General features: G+C 58.4%; 24 protein-coding genes. 8 read left to right on the top strand and 16 right to left on the bottom strand.

Annotated elements, in window-relative coordinates:
* Positions 1-48: 48 nt before the first annotated feature.
* The 15 genes from VN577_20195 to VN577_20125 all read right to left on the bottom strand — a co-directional run bounded on the left by VN577_20195 (position 49) and on the right by VN577_20125 (position 7,218).
* Positions 49-444: a hypothetical protein gene (locus VN577_20195; protein ID HWR17162.1), complete on the bottom strand. Its 396-nt coding sequence runs from the start codon at positions 442-444 to the stop codon at positions 49-51.
* Positions 441-887, bottom strand: coding sequence for a hypothetical protein (locus tag VN577_20190; GenBank protein HWR17161.1), 447 nt, complete (start codon positions 885-887; stop codon positions 441-443). The genes VN577_20195 and VN577_20190 overlap by 4 nt, the downstream gene beginning before the upstream one ends.
* A 21-nt stretch (positions 888-908) precedes the next feature.
* Positions 909-1,283 (bottom strand): hypothetical protein, encoded by a 375-nt coding sequence (locus tag VN577_20185; protein ID HWR17160.1) that lies wholly within the window; start codon positions 1,281-1,283, stop codon positions 909-911.
* 10 nt (positions 1,284-1,293) lie between these two features.
* Positions 1,294-1,575, bottom strand: coding sequence for a hypothetical protein (locus VN577_20180; GenBank protein ID HWR17159.1), 282 nt, complete (start codon positions 1,573-1,575; stop codon positions 1,294-1,296).
* Positions 1,575-1,814 (bottom strand): hypothetical protein, encoded by a 240-nt coding sequence (locus tag VN577_20175; protein ID HWR17158.1) that lies wholly within the window; start codon positions 1,812-1,814, stop codon positions 1,575-1,577. Before VN577_20175 ends, VN577_20180 begins: the two co-directional genes overlap by 1 nt.
* Positions 1,811-2,290, bottom strand: a complete 480-nt coding sequence (locus VN577_20170) for a hypothetical protein (protein HWR17157.1) — start codon at positions 2,288-2,290, stop codon at positions 1,811-1,813. The genes VN577_20175 and VN577_20170 overlap by 4 nt, the downstream gene beginning before the upstream one ends.
* Positions 2,287-2,577, bottom strand: coding sequence for a hypothetical protein (locus tag VN577_20165; protein ID HWR17156.1), 291 nt, complete (start codon positions 2,575-2,577; stop codon positions 2,287-2,289). Before VN577_20165 ends, VN577_20170 begins: the two co-directional genes overlap by 4 nt.
* Before the next feature lie 121 nt (positions 2,578-2,698).
* Positions 2,699-2,842 carry a hypothetical protein gene (locus tag VN577_20160; protein ID HWR17155.1) on the bottom strand — a complete coding sequence of 48 codons (144 nt, stop codon included), beginning with the start codon at positions 2,840-2,842 and terminating at the stop codon, positions 2,699-2,701.
* Positions 2,839-3,015: a hypothetical protein gene (locus tag VN577_20155; protein HWR17154.1), complete on the bottom strand. Its 177-nt coding sequence runs from the start codon at positions 3,013-3,015 to the stop codon at positions 2,839-2,841. The genes VN577_20160 and VN577_20155 overlap by 4 nt, the downstream gene beginning before the upstream one ends.
* Positions 3,008-3,232: a hypothetical protein gene (locus VN577_20150; protein HWR17153.1), complete on the bottom strand. Its 225-nt coding sequence runs from the start codon at positions 3,230-3,232 to the stop codon at positions 3,008-3,010. Before VN577_20150 ends, VN577_20155 begins: the two co-directional genes overlap by 8 nt.
* Entirely contained in the window at positions 3,229-3,483 is a 255-nt protein-coding gene (locus VN577_20145) for a hypothetical protein (protein HWR17152.1), read from the bottom strand. Before VN577_20145 ends, VN577_20150 begins: the two co-directional genes overlap by 4 nt.
* Positions 3,480-3,734, bottom strand: a complete 255-nt coding sequence (locus VN577_20140; GenBank protein ID HWR17151.1) for a sigma factor-like helix-turn-helix DNA-binding protein — start codon at positions 3,732-3,734, stop codon at positions 3,480-3,482. Before VN577_20140 ends, VN577_20145 begins: the two co-directional genes overlap by 4 nt.
* Positions 3,731-4,732 (bottom strand): ATP-binding protein, encoded by a 1,002-nt coding sequence (locus tag VN577_20135; protein HWR17150.1) that lies wholly within the window; start codon positions 4,730-4,732, stop codon positions 3,731-3,733. Before VN577_20135 ends, VN577_20140 begins: the two co-directional genes overlap by 4 nt.
* Positions 4,733-4,741: 9 nt before the next feature.
* Entirely contained in the window at positions 4,742-6,784 is a 2,043-nt protein-coding gene (locus VN577_20130; GenBank protein HWR17149.1) for a DDE-type integrase/transposase/recombinase, read from the bottom strand.
* Positions 6,781-7,218, bottom strand: coding sequence for a hypothetical protein (locus VN577_20125; protein ID HWR17148.1), 438 nt, complete (start codon positions 7,216-7,218; stop codon positions 6,781-6,783). Before VN577_20125 ends, VN577_20130 begins: the two co-directional genes overlap by 4 nt.
* Positions 7,219-7,245: 27 nt before the next feature.
* On the opposite strand from VN577_20125, the gene VN577_20120 reads away from it, so the two are divergent.
* The 3 genes from VN577_20120 (at position 7,246) to VN577_20110 (ending at position 9,508) form a co-directional block, all read left to right on the top strand.
* Positions 7,246-8,304, top strand: coding sequence for an XRE family transcriptional regulator (locus VN577_20120; GenBank protein ID HWR17147.1), 1,059 nt, complete (start codon positions 7,246-7,248; stop codon positions 8,302-8,304).
* 11 nt (positions 8,305-8,315) lie between these two features.
* A complete protein-coding gene (locus VN577_20115; protein HWR17146.1) occupies positions 8,316-9,209 on the top strand; it encodes a hypothetical protein in 894 nt (297 codons plus the stop codon).
* A 113-nt stretch (positions 9,210-9,322) separates the two neighbouring features.
* Positions 9,323-9,508, top strand: coding sequence for a hypothetical protein (locus VN577_20110; protein HWR17145.1), 186 nt, complete (start codon positions 9,323-9,325; stop codon positions 9,506-9,508).
* 7 nt (positions 9,509-9,515) lie between these two features.
* Here VN577_20110 and VN577_20105 read toward each other — a convergent pair whose 3' ends face one another.
* On the bottom strand, positions 9,516-9,866 hold the full coding sequence (locus tag VN577_20105; protein ID HWR17144.1) for a helix-turn-helix transcriptional regulator: 351 nt from the start codon (positions 9,864-9,866) through the stop codon (positions 9,516-9,518).
* 107 nt (positions 9,867-9,973) lie between these two features.
* Here VN577_20105 and VN577_20100 point away from each other — a divergent pair, with 107 nt between their 5' ends.
* The 5 genes from VN577_20100 to VN577_20080 all read left to right on the top strand — a co-directional run bounded on the left by VN577_20100 (position 9,974) and on the right by VN577_20080 (position 16,903).
* On the top strand, positions 9,974-10,756 hold the full coding sequence (locus tag VN577_20100; GenBank protein ID HWR17143.1) for a DNA adenine methylase: 783 nt from the start codon (positions 9,974-9,976) through the stop codon (positions 10,754-10,756).
* A gap of 113 nt (positions 10,757-10,869) precedes the next feature.
* Positions 10,870-11,622: a hypothetical protein gene (locus VN577_20095; protein ID HWR17142.1), complete on the top strand. Its 753-nt coding sequence runs from the start codon at positions 10,870-10,872 to the stop codon at positions 11,620-11,622.
* A gap of 13 nt (positions 11,623-11,635) precedes the next feature.
* Positions 11,636-12,304 (top strand): hypothetical protein, encoded by a 669-nt coding sequence (locus VN577_20090; GenBank protein ID HWR17141.1) that lies wholly within the window; start codon positions 11,636-11,638, stop codon positions 12,302-12,304.
* Between the two features lie 10 nt (positions 12,305-12,314).
* Complete coding sequence (locus VN577_20085) at positions 12,315-14,150, top strand: chitobiase/beta-hexosaminidase C-terminal domain-containing protein (protein ID HWR17140.1); 1,836 nt, start codon at positions 12,315-12,317, stop codon at positions 14,148-14,150.
* Positions 14,132-16,903 carry a fibronectin type III domain-containing protein gene (locus VN577_20080; GenBank protein HWR17139.1) on the top strand — a complete coding sequence of 924 codons (2,772 nt, stop codon included), beginning with the start codon at positions 14,132-14,134 and terminating at the stop codon, positions 16,901-16,903. Before VN577_20085 ends, VN577_20080 begins: the two co-directional genes overlap by 19 nt.
* Positions 16,904-17,003 lie beyond the last annotated feature (100 nt).

Genomic DNA, 17,003 nt, shown 5'->3' with positions numbered 1-17,003 from the left:
CGCGTCCGTAGCGGGCGGTGAAGAATCCGATGAGGAAGAAGATCAGTCTCATATGCGAATCAGTGCCTCCAGAGAACCGCGATACTTTTCAAGTTCGAAGTAGCGCCATCCGCGAAAGCTCTCGTAGCAAAGCTTTTCCCCAAGAGCGACGAATGGACCTGGACAGATTGCGATCCAGATACCTGGACGGAACTGCCATTCACTTTCGCGGTTGCTGATTGAGCGCAGCCGGGGAAGCTGGCCTTCACGCTCGTAGTGAAAGAATTCGCCCACGCTGAAGTGACCGAGGACCTCGCCCTGGTGTGTAAACCACATCCGCTCGACATCTTGTTTCGGGCGTCCTTTCCCGACGGAGAAGTAAAAGCGGCCCCAGCAATGCGTGAACACTGTCAGCACACGCTCGCGCGGCATAAAACTTGGCCAGGTTTTGATGATGTCGCTCACGCAGCGTCCTCGCTCCCGCCGTTGACCTTTTCAACCAGGCGTTTCGCAAAATCAGCGATGTGCGAGGGGCCCCGAAGAGCACGGATGCGCTGCATGAGCGCGAATACTTCGCTTTCAAGCGGGCGCGATGCCGCCTGGATCTCCTCGGAAGTTGTCGCCATGTAATAACCGAATGGCTTCTGACGGGAGCCGGCGATTGGGAGGTCGAACTCCATGATCAGGCAGCGAACAGCTTCCTTGATCTGCCGAGGCGTGTAGTTCAGCTTTTCAGCGAAATCGGCGATCGGAGCCGCGTTGCGCTCGCCAGGATGCCCCATCAACTTCTTTAGGACGGCGCGCTCACAGTCAGTGAGCGCGCGCGGTTGCGGATTGGGACCGAGCAGCAATTCCCAAGTACGCTGCCCGTAGGACGGCGTCCCAAAGAGATTCGGCGTTGTAGTCATGGTCCCGCTCCTTCGTTCTTGTTAGCCTGCTGTTGCGGTCACGCTCGGTTTGGTGTTCGTGATGCCACCCGCCGTAACGACCGGGACGAGGTTGAAATAGCTCTCGAAATATGTCGGATTCGGGTTGTCCGAGACGGCCAGAACAATTGGCTGTAAGGGCTGGCCAAAGGTGTATAGCGTGAGGAAGATGTCAGCTCCCTCAGCAACAGCCTTTCGTTGTTCCGGTGTCAGGGTCCAGCGCGACATCACCTTCACATCGGCGGATACAGAACGCAGGCAGCGAAGCGGGATATATTCCGGCTGATCTTTCGCGTAGACGACCTCGTGTTTTTCGAGGCCATCGACGACCGGACGATCTGCGGGCTGCAGATAGTCGAATCTGTAAGGCTTTTCCACGTAACTCCTCCTATCGGTTCACCAGCGCAAGCGCTGGACGTTCGGTTGCGGTTCTGGCGGCCGCGCGGCCGCCGTCGAATACCAGGAACATCTGCCGCACTTCTTCGGCGATCAGGCGCTCTTCGTGCATCCACGCTTCGGGACCAAACTCGATCTCGATGGACCGCGTCTCGTAGCGGTAGAGCAAGAACAGGTCGCAAGGAGCGCAGTAGTGGCGCGCGCTGATGAGTTGCCGCTCGGTCTGGCGGATCTGGACCGTGACAGGTTCGTTGCCACACTGAGGACAGAACATCAGTCATTTCCTCCCTGCGTGTGGAACTTGCGAAGCGCGAGAATGAGGTCGACTCGCGGAAACGCGAACAGGCGCTGAATGCGCTTGATCTCGTTATTGCAGCCCAGGCAAACGGAACTTCCGTCCTGGTTCACGAAGACGTTGCGGGCCACGCCGCAGGCGGCGCACTCGATCATGTCGGCAGTGACGAGACCGGTTGCGCCGTCTGGCAGCGGAATTTGAACGGCGAACGAAATCACCGGGCAGCCTTTCCTTTCACCGCGACCGGCTTCACGTCGAGACGTGGCTTCTTGGGCTTGAATGACAGACACGAGTGGAAGAGCGTGGCGAGATTCTTCGGTGCTCTCGAAGGAGGAATCGATAGTGCCGCCTCCGCGTTCGGAGCCAACGTGAACTTGGAATTCAGAACGAACAGCTTGTTGAAGAAGTGGCCGGCGCGGTTCTTCACCAGCGCGAGCCGGAGCTGCAGCACGCTGTTCTGATCGATCTCTGTGTTCACGCCGCCGATGGACGTGGCCTGGTACTGGTTGCCTTCCAGGCGAAGAGACTTGTCGGAGCCGTCCGGCGACCGGCCCCATTGGTTCACCAGGGCCATGATCTCCGCGTCTTTGGCGGCGAGTTTCTTGTCGGCGGATTCACACTGAGTTTGGAGTGCGATCCGTTCTGCGCAGAGCTTGTCGAGCCGCGCAGCTGTTGGGGCCTTCGCTTCTGTCATTTGCTTCCCTCGGGGATAAATTGCCGCGATGGTTCGAAGCTTTTCGATTCAAACCACCGCGCTAACAAAACTTGTGCGTGTGCTTCGCCGCAGACGGGGACGAGCGCATCGCGCTTACCAACGAATCTCGCCTCGTCCGGGTCCCACTCCCTCACGCAGAGAATCGCGTCGCCATCGCATAGCTCGCCGCATTCCACGAGGTACCAGCGATTGGCCGCGCCTTTCTGCACACCGCAAACCTTGCAGTAGAAGACCTGCGCGACACACGACTTGGGAGCAGCCGTCATCGAGGGCTCCTTTGCCGCGCGGCATCAGCTCGTGGCCCAAAGACCACGACGAAGACGATGGTGCCGCCAAGGAGCAAGCCGAGTACGAATGTGCCCAGGGCGACAGCGATCGCGATTCCGTTCACGGCAGCACCTGCCATTTCCAGGCGTCGTAATGCAGCCAGGCGCGATACGCGTTGAGCGCGATCAGCGCAATGAACGCCATGACCATGAGCGGCCAGACATAGCGATCGAAGATCTGGTTCGCGCGATCGTAGGGGTTCATCGTGCGGCCTCGGTCTTCTTCTGGAGCTCGGCGAGATCGAATCGACGCAGCTCCCGATTTACCTGATCAATTGCGTCAGTCAGGCGCAGGCCGAACTCGTCGGTGACGAAGCTCTCGACTTCCTCAGAAGCCGCGAGCAATTCAGTGATCGCGCTACGAAGCTGGCTATCCATTCGCGGCCTCGCTTTCCGGATTCAGGGCCTTCAGGTCCGCGATCGCGCGGTCGATCGATTCCCTGGCGGAGATGGCGTACACCATCGCGGTCTCGAAATCGGTGTCCGCTGCGCTGCGCGCTTTCACGTAACGCTCGTAGGTGAGGTTCAGATTGATCCGGGCGCTCTCGATGCGGCCGAGGATCTGTGGACGGCTGAGAATCGTTCGAGCGCTCATGCGGCGATCCTCCCGTTCTGCTGCAGGAACTGTTTCGCTTTCTCGTACCACTCGATATAGCCATTCGCGATGTGCGTCCAGAGACCGTTCTTGATGTCGCCGGGAAGCAGCTTGTAACAGGGTTTGCAGAACGACTGCTGTTCGCGTTTGCGGCGTCCGCAGGCGCAGTGAGTGGATTCGAGATCGCGCAGAGCACGAAGGCGCGGATCCTGCTCGACGGCGGCTTCGAAGACTGAGGCTTGACGTTTCACTGTTCCACCTCCCACATACCGACGCGCTGTTCAGCCAACCGCTGGCGTTCGCGGGCGAGTTCGCGCAGAGACTGAAGCGCTTCCGGTTGCGCGACCAGCTTCGCCATCGCATTGCGATAAACCTGCCAAACGCGCTGCCGAGTCATGCCGAGCCGCTCTGCAATCTCAGGAAGGCTCATTGCCGCGAAGCCTTCCTCGATCGCGGCGCGCGGAATGGCGGGATAGTTGTGGACCACGACGCGGCGGCTCATGCTTCACCGCCTCTCTGCGCCAGGGCTTCGCGGGTTTCGTTGATGGCGTTGAAGAGGCGACGCGCCTGGAAGTACTGCACCTTTTCCTGCGAGCGGAGAACCGTCGCGCGCGACCCGTCGACCAGCTTCTTCAGCTTCGCGTCGGCTTCCTTCTTGCCAAACATGGCGCGGAGCATGTCGCCGATCTCGTCATCGGCAATCTTCCAGGCTTCGGTTTCGTCCAGGCCTGGAAGTGATTTGCCCTGGCGGAAGCGGGACATCCATTGTTCGAGGGTGAGGGCGTGGCGAATAAAGTTGCGATGAAGCTCGTGCGATCCCTGGAAGACGAGGCCCGTGTACGGTGGCCGATCGTAGAGCTCGCGGATGACTTCCAGGCACTCGACGCTGAGGTGCTGGGCTTCATCAAAGATCAACAGCGCCCTTATGCCACGAAACTCATGACGAAGGTTGCGAATGATGCGGTCAATGTTTCCCAAGCCCGCGATGCCGCAAGCCTCCGCCACCCGCTTCATTAAATCGAGCGGACGCAGATGACCACCGCGCGAGTAGACGATGTGGACGCGACGGTTGCCCTTAGCCTCTTCGATGTTGACTCGCTGCTGGAAGAATTCTGCGACCCACGTCTTTTGGGTCCCCGGATCTCCGTGGACGTAATAGGCGTATCCGTTCGCAAGCGCTTTGCTGTAGTACTTCAGCAACAGTGACGTGTTGCGCGTCTCGTGAAGCTTGCCTTGCTGGTGCTGCGTCGCGCCGATAGGATGAGCCGTCATATATCCCATCAGCGCTGCTCGGATTGCTGTGTCGTGGGAGGCGACATTCGCATACGAGCCGTTGAGCCAGTTGCGAATCGAAGAATCCGCATAGCCGATCCGCATCGCGATATCCGCTGAGGTGAGCTGTGTCCGCGCCATATAGTCGCGGACCTCTTTCACCGCCGCGTCGTACTCCGGCAAGTCGAGAGCCATCAACTGCCGTCGTTCTTCGAGAGAGAGAGCCATGAACGTTCCTTAGTTGTCGGAGAGGATGTCGTCGACGACGTCCTCTACGAATTGCGGAGCCGTGGCCGGAGCCAGACTGCCGCGTATCGGGGCCGGTAAAGCTTTTGGTTCAGGTACAAAATCGTTGGGCGCGGAGATGGCGGCGCGGCGGCGGAACATGTCCACTTCGCTTTCCACCTGCGCTCCGATAGCCTGGAGATGCTGTTCGACAGCGCGCTTAACCGCCCGGCGGGTACGCATCGAGTGCTTTACGTCATCTCGCGAGATGGGACCGTGCGCGACCAGCTTTTGGGCGCGAATGCGGCCGAGCGGAGTGCCGGCGTGGTCGAGCACGATCGCGTCCCCGATGTCATAGGGATCGCATGCGACGAGGACGGAGCGCCCGATCAACGAGAACAGCGCGGCGCTGGATTCGATGTCAGCAGGCTCATAGCGCTCGTTGAACATCTGGACGGTTCCACCTTCGAGGACCTGGCGCGTTTCACGCTTCCAGAAAAGCTCCTGGATGTAGTCATGTGAGTCGAGGCGGCGCGCATTCGCCGGGTACTCCTCCTGAAACACCTCGTTTGGCGTACGCCCTTCCATGCCGCGCCCGCTGTGCGCGCGATATTCGTCGTTGTAGTCCTCGAAGACCCACAGCGCCGCGATGCGAATGAATTCGCTTGCCGGCATGAGTGGCGTCGCCGCGCGCTTCCTTTCAAGGAACTGTTTGTGTTCTTTTAGGACCGAGTCGCATTCTTCGGGACGGTTCGAGGGAGAGTCGCCGCAATAGAAAGGACCAAAGCGCGAATCGAAACGCTTGCGGACGGTGGAGAACCAACTCTCGATCAGCTTCGACTGGGGATGCTTCGGAATGCAGTACTGCGGTTCGACGCCGAGACGGTGAAGCACGCCACTGGCTTCAATCGAGTAATCGATCCGTCCGATCGATTCGTAGTCCTTGCCGTTGTCGATGTAGAACTTTTGCGGGATGCCGAAGCTAACAACGGCATGGCGGAGCGCGGTCGAGACCGTGTGCCCGCTCGGTTGAGCATTCCAGTTTGCGCCGACGATCTTCCGCGAACGCATGTCCAGGATGGCAGTCAGCCATGGCCGAATCGCGATGCCGCGAGGAATGCCCGAGAAGCAATCGTTCCAGACCCATACGTCATGCTTGCCGTGGTCGCTGACCCAGACTTCGTTTACTGCGACAGCGAAGTCGCGGATGAGAATCGGAGAGCATTTCGCCTCGTACACAGTGGAGCCTTCGCGGCCATAGATCTTGACCGGCTCGGGGAGCTCATCCGTGTTCTTCAGGAATGCCCGGACCGTGGTGTAGGAGGGAAGCTTCTCGCCATTCGTGTCGAGCGAATCCCAGGATTCCTGCAGGCGCTCGTACGTCATGCGGTACGTGAGGCGGTCGCGATAGTACTTCGAGATTACGAACGCCCTTGCCTGAGCCAGGTGTTCCTTGGCAAAGAATCGGGAGGTTCCACTATCGCTGCGTATTTTGTCGGCGAGTCCGGCGAGTCCTTCCTGGCGAAAGTTGAGCGCCCATTGATAAACGGTGCTTTTGCCGACATTGCACTGCTCGGCGATGTAGCCGGCAAGAGCGTCGATGCTCGTCAACCGCCGCCCATCGGCAGATGTGACATCTGGCCGGCGCTTCGTGCGCTGGCAATCGAGGAGCGGCTGAATTGCCGCAAGCCGTTGTTCCGCTTGGCGCTGCTGCTCCTCGTTGACGATCATGCGCCGCATCGTCGGTGGGGCCGCGTGACCGGCCCCGTTTAAGCAGGCATTAGGATTTAAGCTCTGCGGCGGCAGCACCTGGCCCGACGATCTCGCGGCGAGTTCCTGTGAAGCGCTCGTCAATTGCTGGCGCGAATACTTCGCCTGAAATTCGGCTGGCAGTGAGTCGACAAAGTAGGCGCGCGGGCGACGGCCTGACCGCTCAGCATCTACGTAGCGCCACTCGATTTCCTTCAGTTCCGCCTTTAGGCGAACGGTGCGATCGGACCACCCGGTGAGGGCAATGAGTTCGTCTTTGGTCACACACGGGCGTGGTCGACTCATCGCGCGGCCCCCATCGTGATCGCTTTAGCATTCTCGAAATCGCGATCAGCCCGTTCCTTTGCCTCCAATCGCTCCGCCAAATTCAGGAGTTCCGATTGGCGCTGGTTAATAAGGCGCAGCCCCAAAGGACGAAGCAGGCAGATCAAGAGCCTGTAATCTCCGGTTGAGCGACAGAAGGCTGGGATGAACTGAGCTGGGAAACGATGGGGTTTGCTTTCGGCAGTGTAGTCATTGAGCATCTGCTCTGTGACTTTTCCTGCAACGAGATAGCTCATCTCGTCGGCGATTTGCGCCCGGCTCTTGTTGCACCGTTTGATCGCTTCGGCGACAACGGCCCTGACAACCGATTCGATGTCCAGGCTCCCCGGCACGGCGTCTTGGTCAAAAAGGCTTGCCTGGTTTGTGTCGCCGATTCTTTGTTCGTCAGTAGGCATGTCGTTTCCTAAGTCGAAAGCCCGACAATGTCAGGCATGGACGGAGCCCTAGGCTGTTTTCCTTTCAAGCCGACGAAATTCGCGGACCAACGCCTGCTCGATACGTCGAGACCGTTTGAGTCCACGCGCGACCCGCGAAACCAGCGAAGGATGAACGCCTTCGCGGCGGGCTATGCGCGAGTAAATTCCGTAAAAACCCCGGTAGAGTTCGGCCCTTCGCCTATGGCTGGGCGACGTGTTATTTTCGGGGTCACAGGTGATGACCTTCATAAGTACACTTATATAAGTGCATTTATAAGGAACGTCAAGGAGAAAGTGCAGACAGGTGCCAAATTGGCGAAACCTGATTGGGCGGATCGCCTCACAGCGGTCCGAAAAAGGGTGGGTGGAAACCAAGCCTCTTTCGGGCAAAGGCTTGGTGTGTCGCAAGTTACGGTCTCGAACTGGGAAGCCGGGCGAATCACGCCCGCTGCCGAAAACTTTTTGAAGATTGGGCAGATCGCAGGTGACCCAGACTGCTGGTATTTTTGGCAGTTAGCGGGCTTGGATCGAGACGCGATGGATACAGCGATGACATCCCTGGGAAAGAAAGTACATCCACAATCGTTGACGATCCTCTTCGAACCTGCGCCCGGAGCACTCAAAGCCGGGTCCGGAAATCTGAAAAAGATCCCCGATGCTGTCGCAATTCCATTGTTAAAAGATGCTGCCGCCGCGGGATCTCCTCGCACGATTCAGGAGCGCGATATCGAAGACATGATGATTTTGCCGAGGAAATGGGTCCCTCGGCCGGATCACGCAACTTGCATTAAAGTGATGGGCGATTCGATGAGTCCCATCCTCGATGACGGCGACATCGTTGTTATCGATACGTCTGTGCGCGATCGGAGCAAACTATACGGAAAGATGGTCGCGGCCGTCTCCCCCGACGGCGGAGTCACGATCAAGTGGTTACGAAAATCAGGCAAAAGTGAGATGCTCGTTCCGCAACACACCAGCCCACGCCACCAAATTGTTGTCATTTCGGACGATCCCGAGTGGGAAATCATTGGCAGAGTGTGTTGGCGCATGGGACGCGTTCCGTAAAGGGAGAAAACATGGCCGAATGCAGGTTTTGTGGCAACAAAGCTGGTTGGTTTAAAGAGGTCCACGAGGAATGCCAAAAACGTCATGACCAGGCATTGCGCGACGCTCGCGAACTCGCCGGTCAGGCTGCGCTCGATCCGGATATGCGCGCAAAATTTAAAGGTATGATATTGAGCATTGCGAAGGATGGATTCCTTTCCGCGAGTGAACAGGCCCAGGCTGTTGTGGGAGGCTTGGCAGACGCCGTCCGGCTGACGCTGGAAGATAAGATCCTATCGAAAGACGAGGAGGATCGCCTGGCCCTCTTCTTAATGGAATCTGGTTTCGAGAAACAGATACGAGAGTCGCCTGTTGCCGAGCAGATCGCGATGGCCGGTGCGCTTCGTGAAGTGATGGAAGGAAAGATTCCCCAGCGAGTGAAGCTTCCAGAAGATCATGCGCTGCCTTTCATACTCCAGGCAGACGAAGCGTTGGTGTGGGCATTTCCGGACGTCACTTATTTGACTGAGAAAACGAGACGCAGCTATGTAGGAGGGACTTCCGGAGCCAGCGTTCGCGTGGCGAGAGGGCTCTACTGGCGGGTGGGGGCCTTTAAGGGGCGTCCAATCGAAACCTCGTCGATCGAAGCAGTCGATACCGGGAACTTATACATCACGTCCGAGGCTCTCTACTTCAAAGGTGACCGCGAGATGTTTCGTGCACCATTCCGGCAGCTCATTGGATATGAGGCATACGACGATGGCATCGGCGTATGGAAATCGAACGCGAATGCGAAGCAGAAGCTGTTCAGCGTCGGTAAAGGAAAAGGTTGGTTCGTTTACAACCTCGTACGGAATCTCGCAGAATTGGAAGCTCAACCGGCCCAGGGCGGCCGAGTGAAAGGCTTTGGCGGCGCTTCCGACTGAAATTCCGGAGCCCCGCCGTCTTTTCGGAGGGGCTTGTTACCGAAGTTACACGATCTGGGCAAAAGGTCATGGACCAACGGGGCCGTTAAGGCCTACTCTTCTTTGATCTCCGCATGGTCCCGATCGACGAATATCGCTATTTGCGCTCGCAGTACCAGTCAATTTTGCAGCACTGCGAGTACCTGATTCAGACCACGGCCGACGTGAAGGTCCTGGAACAGGCGAGGGAGGCCCGACACAAGGCCGCCACGGAACTTCAACGGCTCAATCGGATGCAGCTTCCGCGCTCCAACGGCTGAACGCCGGTTACTTCTTTACCAGGTCCTGCTTTGTCAGCCCCGCTTTCCCAACGAAAAACCAGAACTGCTGCGGACTGGAAGACAGCTTGGCCAAGCCGATAAGGTGATCTGCGGTCGGGATCACTCCACGCTCCCACCTCGACACGGACATAGCGCCTACGCCGAGCCTGTCCCCGAGCTCGGTCTGAGACATGTTCAAAGTTTTACGGAGTTCGAGGATCGCATGAGGTAAAGAGCGGTTGGTCGCCAAATCAGCACCTGCCTTGGTCGTTATGGAGCCGCAATTGTATATGTGCGAACGCGCACGATAGAAGAATAAAGTAGCGGCCCCAAAAGTGTGCGAATACCGGCAGCGCATCCGCCAGGGCGCTCAACCGGGGAGTCATGGACTTTCTGGAGTTTTCCTCAGTTTGAATCACGCTTCTAAATAGTCCTGGCGGCGCATTCCGAGTTACGAGTTGTTGTATGAATGCACCGTTTGGATGGCCGGGGGGAAAGAAGAATCTCAAGCTTCAACTGCTCAAACTCATTCCTAAACACCGCTGCTATGTGGAGGTCTTCAGCGGATCCGCCAAGCTGCTTTTTGCCAAGGATCCATCGCAATGGGAAATCCTGAACGACTGGAATTCCGACCTGATCAACTTCTTTCGTGTTGCCAAGTACCGCGCGGCTGAGCTCGCCCAGGCGTTCGATATAGAAATCGTTCATGCGGAGCGATTCCTGGACTGGAAGGGCGCGCATCCAACCGACGAGATCCACCGTGCCATGAGGTTCGCGTACCTGACCTGGTGGTCGTTCGGAGCAAAGGGTGAGCACTTCGCGACGACCGCAATTGCATCGCTGCGATCGCACGCGCGGGCGGTCCATAAATCGATCGCCACCGTACGCGAGATCCTGACAAAGACGGCGACGCGGCTCCACGACGTCCAGGTGGAGCGCCGCGACTTTGCCGACTGCATCCGGCGTTACGATTCTCCGGACACGTTCTTCTATTGTGATCCGCCCTACACGTCGTTCGGCCGCAATGGCCGCTACGAGACTCTGGCAGAAGATCGCCATCGGGAGCTGATTCGGTCGCTCGCGAACGTCAAAGGCAAGTTTCTGCTGAGCTATGACGATTCGGAATTGGTGCGTGAAGAGGCACGCGCCTGTGGGCTGAAGGTGCGACGGATCGAGGTGAAATACACGCTGGCAAAGCAGGCGGCGAAGCGAAGGAAATTCGGCGAGTTGCTGGTCTCCAACTACTAAACATTTGTATACCGATGGGCGACGCGGCGGCGTCGCTCTTATTTTGGAATAAAACTCCGCAAAGTCCGCAAACTCCGCATTAGAAAAAGGCCGACTGACGTAGGCTCGGGCCTATGAAATCCTCCACAATTGCGCGCCTGATCGCCGCTGCGATTGTGCTTTTCTTCTTCGTCTTTCTCACCGTGTTGACCGCTAAAAGCCAGGTGACCGTGTCTGGCAATGTGAAGGACCTGGGCGGCGGGGCATGTGGAAAGAATTGCGAGATCCGGGCGCGCCTTTGGAATTGCGGAGACAACACGCCCACGGTTCCGGGCGTAGCCACGGGCGGCGGAAACCCTTCGCCGGCTCCCGTCAATGCCGCCACTGGGGCTTTTAGCTTCACGCTGTATGGGAACGACCAGATCTCGTGCGGCGGAATCACCGACGCGACCCGCTGGCTGCTCGGCGTGTACATCAACAACAAGCTTTACGGCGTGGAGATGCGCTACTGGATTCGTTTTGCCGATGGCGGCATTTTCAATCCAGCCAACAGGACGCCCGAGAACGGGCAAGCACCGCCGCCTGCCGGTAATGACTGCGCGATCCGCAACGGCAGCAATCAATTCCGCGGAACCCAGGACTTCAGTCTCGCGACCGTGGTCGGGATTACGTCCACCGGCAATCTGCGGCGATTCATTCCGTCCGAATCGCCGGATGGCGCGCGTCTAACGTTCACGATCGGTGTCGCGCCTGCCGACTCGCTCTCCTTTACCTGGTACTGGAACGGGCAGCAGCTGATGGATGGGGACGACTACACCGTGAGCGGCAATGTGGTGACGATGACGCGCGCACCGAAATCGGGCGACAAAGTTTGGGCAGTTTTCTAGGAAAGGAACACTCATGAACAAAGCAAAGCTTTCGCGGCCGATGATCGCGTTCATGCTGCTGTTCGCACTAGTGGCGATGGCGGCCGTTACGCAACTCGATCTCAGTACACAGGTGAAGGGCGTACTGCCGCTGGCAAACGGCGGGACGGGGCTCGGATCTGCCGGCAACGGCACTGCTCCGGTTTCGAACGGCACGATCTTTAGCGCTGTCGACATTGCGACGCAGGCCGAACTCGATACTCATGCAGGTCTGGTCGCCGCGCATAACTTCCTCGGGGATTTCACCGTCGCAACCCGGCCTTCTGCCGCTGCCAGCTCGGGCAAATGGGTTGTCATCACCGACGCATTGACGGGCGGCAACTGCGGTTCAGGAGGTGGATCTGCGATTGCCCTTTGCCGGTCCAACGGATCCGCCTGGGTCGCCTTGGGTGATGGCTCCGGCAGCGCGACGACTAACTTTGCTGATGCGGAAACGCCTTCGGGAACGGTGAACGGAACCAACGCAGCTTTCACGCTGACGAATTCGCCGAGCCCGACGTCGTCGTTGCGCCTGTACAAGAACGGCCAGCTGATGATCGAAGGCGCGGGCGCAGACTACACCATCACGGGGAACACAGTCACGTATACGGCATCGGCAAAGCCTCTGACGGGCGACGTTCATCGCGCTTATTACCGCTACTAGGGAGATCTCCATGCGATTGCGCCTGGCCGCCGCGCTGCTGCTGTTCTTCTCTGTAGTTGCGCACGCACAAACAAAGATCGATCTCGCCACGCAGACGAAGGGCACGCTCCCTGGTCTAGCAGCAAAGGCGGATGATTCCGCCGTAGTCCACAAAACGGGCGACGAAAGCATTCAGGGCGTGAAGACGTTCGAGAATGGCATCAGGTTCGGTACTGGCATCGCAAACGACACCACCACTGGGACGACGAACAAGCTACTCGCGAAGTTCGATGCGGCAGGAAAATTAGTCAAGGCGGGCACGAGCGACACAGCGGTTCCGGTGTATGTCGTAGTTTCTGGCGGCGCAACCAGCGGGAGTGCATTCATCGCGTTGAGTGGACAGGCAACCTGCACATTCGATGGAGCGGCGACGGCCCAGCATTACGTAGTGGCGAGTACTTCCACGGCTGGGAACTGCCACGATGCGGGGGCGAGTTTACCGACCGACGTATGGGTGATCGGTCAGGTCAGCGCCACGATCGCCAGCGGCGATGGCGTGGTGAACCTGCTCTCCGGGCAGATGAAGTCAGCAGCAAGCACGGGCGGGTGTACGGCTGGAACGCCTGCGAGCCCCTCTGATGCGGGATCGGATGGTGACTGCAAGTTTGATACGAACTACCAATATCGTTACGTTGGAGCAGCGAGCCGTTGGCACCGAGTGGCGTGGGATTCAACATGGCTGCTCAATGCGGTGCAGCCGACGTTTACTCCGGATGGCCGCGCGATCGGTACGGGCGGCACGATCACGATGGCAACCGCGACCTCAGGCGCGAAAATCTGCTTCACGACGAACGGTAGCCCACCGGCCGCAACGACGCCAGGAACCTGCGACGGCGGATCAACGGAGTACACGACGGCGATCTCGGAAGCTACGCAGCGGGTGCGCGCGATCGCGACTAAGGCTGGATTAACAAACAGTTCGGAAAAGAGCGCGTACTACACAGTGGGGACGCCGTCATTTAGCCCGGCATCCGGAAGCACGATCGCCTCGGGTGCGACGGTGACGGTGACCTGTCCCTCAGGGATGCCTACGCCGACGGTGTACACCACGCAAGATGGCAATGATCCGACGACGAGCTCGACGGCCGGAGCCACGCCGAGCGTGACGGCGTCGCCGCTGAAGGCGATGTGTGCAGCGACCAGCTATCCGAACTCGGTTGTTGGCACGGCGACGTACACGATCAGCGGCGGCAGTGGACGCGGGGCCGCCACGGTCACAGAAAACTTCGACAGCGGATACACGACGGCGTCGGTCCTGGGGAGTGGCAGCGGAGACGCCGGCAAGTGGAACTATCTCGAAGACATCAATGGTGGCATCCGCGTTAAGGGCACAACCGATCTGCAGATATTCGGCCTGACCAGTTCGCATGGCGCGGCCATGTGGAAGTCGAGTGTTAATTCGGCTCCGAACGATCAGTGGGTATCCCTTGATCTGGTCGTTTATTCCACGGGATGGACGAGCAGCTATACCATCGGCGTCGAATGTCGCGGGAGCGGTCTTAATGCGACACGGAAGTATTACTACGTCGAGGCGGCGGCCGCGTCTGGGACAAACACCTTCATGGGGAAGTATGTCGATGGTGTTCACACGTCCCTCGGTTCAGCGGCGGTGACGTGGAATATTGGGGATGTGCTCTCGATGGAATGCGTTGGGACATCTCTCACTGCCTATAAGAACTCGACTGCGATTACCGGACTGTCGGCCATAAGCGACAGCAGTATTGCGGCGGGGCAGCCAGGAGTCGTCGGCAAGGGCTCGGAAACCGTGATCCATGGAGACAACTTCAAATGGGGGCCGTACAACTGATGCGGCTCTCATTTTTATTGGCTGTGATCGTGGTCACCACGGTTCCCTGTCTGGGCCAGTTTGTGGGAAGTGGGAGTCTTGCGGGTGGGTTCCAGGTTGAGGGAAGCTCGGCCCCTGCAGGTCCTCCGCCGAGCACGTTTAGCCAGGGGTGGACGGATCTCGGGATCAACACGAGATTCGACCGTAACGGTTACGAGATCTGTCCACCAACGGCCGGTCTCAACATCGCCTACACAGAGGGATGCAAAGCGGCAATCAACGACTGGGGATCTGGCATCCTGCGTCTCGTTGATGAGGCGCTGCTGTTCAATGGAGGCGGTCACACGGCTTACGGAGGCAACGAGCTGTACAAGGCCACTGCCGGCGTAAGCCCGTCGTTAACCCGCTACAACAGTCCGACGACCCCAGGCCACGATGATGGCACGATTGAAGCTGGCGTTACCGGGTGTGAGTATGGCAGTTGGAATGGGACGACTTCTGGCAGGCAGGACGTCAGTGGGTTCGGCCCTGCGTCACTGCCTCCGGTAATAAACACGACGATGAATCCCGGATTCAACACCTGTCTCGAATGCCAGGAGGATTCGACGGGCCGCAATTGCGCTCCCGACTCGAAGCACCTCTACAATTACCGGACCTACATTCCACCGAACTCGCTCTCTTGTCCTGTCGGAAGCTTTAACGAGGGATTTACAGGCGATGCGATGTTTGAGTTCGGTGGCTATACATCATGGGACGGTCCTAGCGGAAGACCCGATGCATGGCTGTATCACTTCACGACTCCGGGCTGGGTGGATACGTGGCAGCGCCTCGACAGGCTTGCGTCGTATCCGGATGGTTCGGTGGCGAACGATGGCAACGGGGACTGGAAAGGGTTCGTCGTCTTCAATCCGGCTGATGGCCTGATCTATATGCACGCGGGTGCGAGATATGGGACGTGGGACGTCTGCACCAACACCTACAGGCGCAAAGCGGACCTGGCTATCGACACGACGATGCCCGGTGTCCTCGTGCCGTCGACACAGAAGATCATCTCCTTCGCCCGGATACTGAACACTCGTAAGGTGTACAGCTACGACATTGCGACCAATGTTGCCAGTGACATCACCGGAACTTTCACCGCGGGATTGAACTGCGATCTGTTGACCACGGCCAGCGTGCAAGGCACGTTCATGTATGAAGGCCTTGGCGCTGAACTCGATCCAGAGGATGAGCACATCTTGATATGGCCCAATTTCGGCGGCCGGGTGTACGACTACAACCCGTTCACCAATGGATGTGTTGGCCTCGACCTAGGTGGATCTGCTCCGGCAAACGCGGCACACGCCGGAAGCAACTACTCCAACGGAACCTACGGTCGCTGGAGAGCGCTGCCGTCATATCCCGGCGCGTTTGTACTGGTCAACGACCCAGCGCAGAACACAAAGGTGTTGTGCCGCAAGGAAGGAGGATGTCCGTACCGGCCCGCAAGTACGTTCGCGTCGCGATCGGCGGGGACGGGCATGGCTGCCGGGAAGTCCGTGATCAGGGTATTTGCGCTCGACGCGGCAAGCGATTACCAGTTTACTGGTTCGGCATGGCCAGGACAGCCGGCGCACTTTAACCCGAACGCGCAAGGGTATCTGCGCGAAGGAATCGACACGACAACCAAGGTATCGGGAACCGGGTCGATGTTCTTCAGCTTCCCATCGCAGAGCACGGAGAATCCCGGTTGGTTCGAGGCAAGCTTCGCGGACACTCCAAATCACGAGGCACAGAACTTCGGGCAGGGACAGGAGCGATGCATCCAGTTCCGCTACAAGCGGAGCGACCACACTGTGTTCACCGGGTGCGGCGGGGACAAGATATTCCAGCTTGAGGCTGGGGATCACGGAACCACAGTGGAGGGTAATTGTTCGGATCCGGAGGTTGTCCTCCAGAACACGAACAACAAGTTCATCTGGCAGGCATACCACTCCTGTGGGGTGAAGGCTGTCACGCCTCCGTATACGAGTGGAACCTACGAGGCACTCGGGGAACGAGCGATTCCTGGCACGTCGTCTTACACGATGCAGAATGCTACCGGGTGCGACAGCTCCGGCTCATCGTCTGGCTATCCTGCGAGGCGCTGCATCAAGATCGCAGACAACCAGTGGCAGACGGCCCAGTTCTGCGTGAAGGGGAGCAATCCCGCCTATGCGAACGATGGCACCTACCGAAAGAACGGCACGTTCACGTTGTGGGTCGCGAACAATAACGAGCCTGCGACAACGGTAATCAACTACACCGATTACGATTATGTAAGTATCGGCACGCTTCCGTGGGGCAAAATTGGCGTGACGCCCTACTGTTACCAGAAAGACCCCACTCAGGTGCACCCACAAGTGGAGATGCACTATGACGACATCATCATCGCGGATGGCCGCATTCCCGACCCTGACGTTCGTACGCCGCAGCCTCCCGATGATCTATCGGTAACCATCGACAGCAGCACACAGCTCACCCTTCATTGGCGCGACAACGCCGTGAATGAGTCCGGGTACGTGGTGGAGATGTGCCAAGGCAAGAGCATCAACTGCTATTACAACGGCGCATGGAATATTCAGGCTAGATTGCCGGCCAATACCACCTCCTACGTGAAATCGGGCCTCACGACAAACACCTACTACTCGTTCCGGGTCTGGGCTTTCAACTCCTACGGTCGATCCGGCAAGGGCGGTGGATCCTGCTGGTGGAATGACGACACCAGCTGCAATGGAAACGCTAAAACCAACTAGCGGATAAAACTCCGCAAAGTCCGCAAACTCCGCACCAGTTCAGCAGTGACAAACGTACATTCAAGCCTACGAGAGAGCACTCTCGCGAAGCTTCAATCCC

This window comes from Terriglobales bacterium, from assembly GCA_035561515.1.
Classification (GTDB): domain Bacteria; phylum Acidobacteriota; class Terriglobia; order Terriglobales; family Acidobacteriaceae; genus DATMXP01.
This window is presented reverse-complemented; position numbering and strand designations above follow the sequence as displayed.